This is a genomic window from bacterium endosymbiont of Bathymodiolus sp. 5 South (genome assembly GCF_900128535.1).
In the GTDB taxonomy this organism is placed as follows: Bacteria; Pseudomonadota; Gammaproteobacteria; order PS1; family Pseudothioglobaceae; genus Thiodubiliella.
Window position 1 is genome coordinate 1 of the sequence record NZ_FQTR01000155.1, and the last position, 3,884, is coordinate 3,884.

At 33.5% G+C, this 3,884-nt stretch carries 4 protein-coding genes; 3 read left to right on the top strand and 1 reads right to left on the bottom strand.

All coding sequences use genetic code 11. From position 1 onward, the window contains the following. The first annotated feature begins 114 nt into the window (after positions 1-114). The gene (locus tag BBROOKSOX_RS09395) at positions 115-339 is read left to right on the top strand and encodes a hypothetical protein (RefSeq protein WP_139661351.1); all 225 of its coding nucleotides are present in this window, start codon (positions 115-117) and stop codon (positions 337-339) included. A 170-nt stretch (positions 340-509) separates the two neighbouring features. Here BBROOKSOX_RS09395 and BBROOKSOX_RS09400 read toward each other — a convergent pair whose 3' ends face one another. Beyond that, complete coding sequence (locus tag BBROOKSOX_RS09400) at positions 510-1,064, bottom strand: hypothetical protein (protein WP_218973721.1); 555 nt, start codon at positions 1,062-1,064, stop codon at positions 510-512. A gap of 369 nt (positions 1,065-1,433) precedes the next feature. Here BBROOKSOX_RS09400 and BBROOKSOX_RS09405 point away from each other — a divergent pair, with 369 nt between their 5' ends. Together BBROOKSOX_RS09405 and BBROOKSOX_RS09410 are read left to right on the top strand one after the other, a co-directional pair. Beyond that, complete coding sequence (locus BBROOKSOX_RS09405; RefSeq protein ID WP_139661356.1) at positions 1,434-2,126, top strand: hypothetical protein; 693 nt, start codon at positions 1,434-1,436, stop codon at positions 2,124-2,126. A 23-nt stretch (positions 2,127-2,149) separates the two neighbouring features. After that, entirely contained in the window at positions 2,150-3,751 is a 1,602-nt protein-coding gene (locus BBROOKSOX_RS09410) for an NAD(P)-binding domain-containing protein (RefSeq protein WP_139661358.1), read from the top strand. Positions 3,752-3,884 lie beyond the last annotated feature (133 nt).

Genomic DNA, 3,884 nt, shown 5'->3' on the forward strand with positions numbered 1-3,884 from the left:
AAAATGGCTGGTAATAGCCACTATTTTTTTGTTTTGGCAAAAACTGGGTTTATTTTTTGTAAAATACCTAAGGTTTTTTGCGGTACTGGATAAAAAGCAGTTTTGTTGATTTAGATGGTTGGAAAAATGGGTGGTTTTGGTTTGTTTGGAGTGGTTTTTAAGGGGCGACTAAATAGTCTAACAAGCTGCTCAACATTGGCAACTAACAGTCCTGTTATGGCTGGCATGGTTAAAAAGCCATGGAATTATGCTTATAGTAGCGTGCATACTCATTTATCAGGGCATGGCAATCTTGGCATTGTTAAAGTCAATAGACGCTTAGATCTGATTGATGATTGACAGACTTATCTACAACAAACAAAAAGATCCGACTACAAAAACACAGTAAAACAGATAGGATACTTGGTGATGAGCGTTTTATTGATAAAGCAACTGTGAGAACAAAAATTAAAGAAAGGTGTTTCTGGGTCTAAAAAAAGATAATTAATGTTTGTGCCCCTTGTCTTTTCCTATCTTTTTATATAGCCATCACCACAATCAGCTTTGCCTGGTTGCTTGGGATCAAGTAGACAAAGGGTATAATTGTCATCAAGAGCGGTAAATACAAAGAGCACCCGAACGCTTGCACCTGCCTTGTAATTTGGCATTGTCCTGCAATATTGTGAACTTATGGTTTTAATATACTCAATCGGCTTAGTGGTGCTTTCCTTATCCGTTTGTACTGGACACTCTACCATCAGCGTATAATTGGAGCCTATTAAAGAAAAAAATTGGCCTATACGGTTAGCAAGCGTTACAACTACACCTGATCCATCCTTATTTAAGTAAACCTTTTTACTGTCAGGATCAGGATTAAGAGGAAGAGGAAGAGGAAGAGGAAGTGGAAGTGGATTTTGCATTTCCTTAACAGCAGTAACTTTGGTTTTGGTTTTTAGTGATTTAATGTCTCCTGCACTGCTACTTTGTACTGTTAAATTTTTATTTTTATTATTTTCACCATATGCACCTAATAAAAGCATTGATAGTAAAACTAAACACCAAGTTGTAAATTGTTTTTTTTGCATTACAATAAATCCTATTATTTCAATTAATCTCATTATCACATAAAAAAATAAATTTTATAATTTTTTTATAGACCTCAACTGGTTAAGATCCTTTTTGATAAATGGTGCAACCTAAAAGATAAGGGGAAAAAGATAATTAATATTTGTGCCTCCTTATCTTTTAGATGATACTTTTTCACAATTATTAAGCCTTAGAGAGACCTTTGCATAAATAGGAACAATCATCAGAAACCCACTTTTCACCCACTTGGCGATTTTTTAAACCCAGCCTTAGCCCTGCTAGGACAAGGTTTAAAGAAATTACCCATTGGGCAAAAATTGGATTTTGCTAATCATCCCTATTTATGCAAAGGTCTCTTAGAATAAGAAATGAAAATGAAAAGAGTATTCGCCGCAATTAATGAACATCAAAAAAACACCTTGTGTCACAAATTATTTAAAGATGTCTATAGCATCAATCAAGCAGATGTTGTTGAAAAAATGCATCTATGGGCGCCTTTGTTTGTTCATCTTGCAATGACATTTAGAGATATAAATCAGATGTTTTATTTCACTAAACATCCAAAAAATGATAAGCAAAAAGCAATTAATGCACATGCCGAAATAGACAGTACGCATTGGGATATGTTAAAGGATGATTTAAAAACTTTAGGGCTTTATGACAAGGTTAAGAATTACGGCGATGCTATGAATATGATTTGGCTAGATAGGGGTGCGCCTATCAGAAATTATATGTACCAGGTTATTGTTAGAGCCCAGATGTGTGGAGATAATGTTTTTTTAAAAATAGCCGCATTAGAGTCTGGAGAGGCTACCGTAAAAATGTTTTTTAACACAACTAAATATATGGCTGATTTATATGAAAAAGAAACCGGAAAAAAGCTACACTATTTTGGCAATCAACACATTGATAGCGAGGTAGATAATGCCGTTGATTTATCAATTTTTGAACAAGAAGAGATTGATGATGAAACTTGGAATAAGTCCTTATATATAATTGACGCCCATTTTGATGAATTTCAAAAATTTTTAGATTACAAATACTCAATTACATTCCCATAAAAAACCAATCTTAAGGGCAGTTAATGCAAAATAAAATAAAAATGTGCATTATCGGAGCGGGACCTTCTGGGCTTTGCACCGCAAAAGAAATTCAAGCAAACAATCCAAATATTGATATAAAAGTTTTTGAAAAGTCTAACAATATTGGCGGTATATTTGCAAACTGCTATCAAGACTTAACCTTGGTAAATAACCCTTTTTTAGTTAGTTTTAGTGATTTTCCTCCAACAATAAATGACAACCATTTAAAAATGTGGCGAGCGAACGAATATGTTGATTATTTAAACAGCTATGCAAAGAAAAACAATCTATTAAAGTTAATACATTTTAATACTATTGTGAAAAAAATAAGCAATATAAAGGGTCAATGGAATATTGACTTTGAACACAATGGAAAAGTAACAACAAATACTTTTGACTATTTGACTATTTGTACTGGCACCAATCAAAAGTCCAAAGAAATCCCCCTAAAAAACAAACAAAATTTTTCTGGTGAAATCATACGCAGCTCAGATCTTAAAGATGTCTCCATCTTAAAAGATAAAACGGTTGTTTTTATAGGATTGGGAGAAACAGCGTCTGATCTAATTTATCTGTCTCGTCATATAGTAAAAAACAGCTACGCCTCAATCCGTAGATGGCCAGGATACTTCATCCCAAGATACCATGACAACCAACCAACAGATTTGGACACCTCTAATATTTATCATGCTATTTCTAGGGACATTGACGAGAGCAAGCTTTCTTTTTTAACAAAGTTTAAAAGAGAAATAGAGTATCGCAATATTATCTCAACAGATGATAAAAAAATTCAAAGCACCATTCAAGAGTTTAATTCTTCTAACCCGTCAATTAAGCACTTAGGTCCATTTCGTCGAATTACCGTAAAAAGTTGTGGTTTTATTAAGGCTTATTTAGAAGATAAAATCAGCCTTAAGCCGAAAATTTCTGATTTAAAAGGAAAAACAGTTATGTTTGAAGATGGCAGCTCTGTTGAGGCAGATGCTATCGTTTTGTGTGCAGGACACACTTTTGATTTATCTTTTCTTCCTAAAGAGATAAGGGACGACATTTCTTCGCCAAATAAATTATACAAATATATGTTTATGCCAAAAACCAATAACTGTTATTTTATCGGCTTCGTTCGTCCAAATTTAGGCTCATTGCCTTCGGTATCTGAATTACAAGCAAGATATTTATCCGCTTATTTGAGCAACAAAATATCCTTACCCAACCAGGCAACAATGAAAAAATGTATTTTAAATCAACAAGAGACCTCAAAATGGCAATTTCCTGTTGATTTTGAGCGTGTATCGCACATTGTTGATTACCGTAACTATACAAGGTCTTTGGCCAAGGATTTAAAGGTTTTACCCAAACAATGGCATTTATTTTTTTCAGATATTTACTTGTGGTATAAGATTAATTTTTCTTTTTTATATCCAGGTATTTACAGAATACACCCAAAAGGTCCACAATCTAAAAAGGCAATATCTATCATCAAGCAACTGCCTACAATGCCTAAAAAAATATTGCTTCTAGAAAGTGTTTTATATGTGTTAAATAAATTCAATTTCCGCACTAAAAAAGCGCATAAAACAAATTTGAAAGGTAAAAAACCCTGATTAGTAACAAACTGAGACCTTTGCATAAATAGGAACAAACATCAGAAACCCACTTTTCACCCACTTGGCGATTTTTTAAACCCAGCCTTAGCCCTGCTAGGACAAGGTTTAAAGAAATCACCCATTGGGAAAA

Coding starts and splice junctions, on each gene's coding strand:
- BBROOKSOX_RS09395 (WP_139661351.1), top strand. CDS start 115: ATGGTTGGAAAAATGGGTGGTTTTGGTTTGTTTGGAGTGGTTTTTAAG.
- BBROOKSOX_RS09400 (WP_218973721.1), bottom strand. CDS start 1,064: ATGCAAAAAAAACAATTTACAACTTGGTGTTTAGTTTTACTATCAATG.
- BBROOKSOX_RS09405 (WP_139661356.1), top strand. CDS start 1,434: ATGAAAATGAAAAGAGTATTCGCCGCAATTAATGAACATCAAAAAAAC.
- BBROOKSOX_RS09410 (WP_139661358.1), top strand. CDS start 2,150: ATGCAAAATAAAATAAAAATGTGCATTATCGGAGCGGGACCTTCTGGG.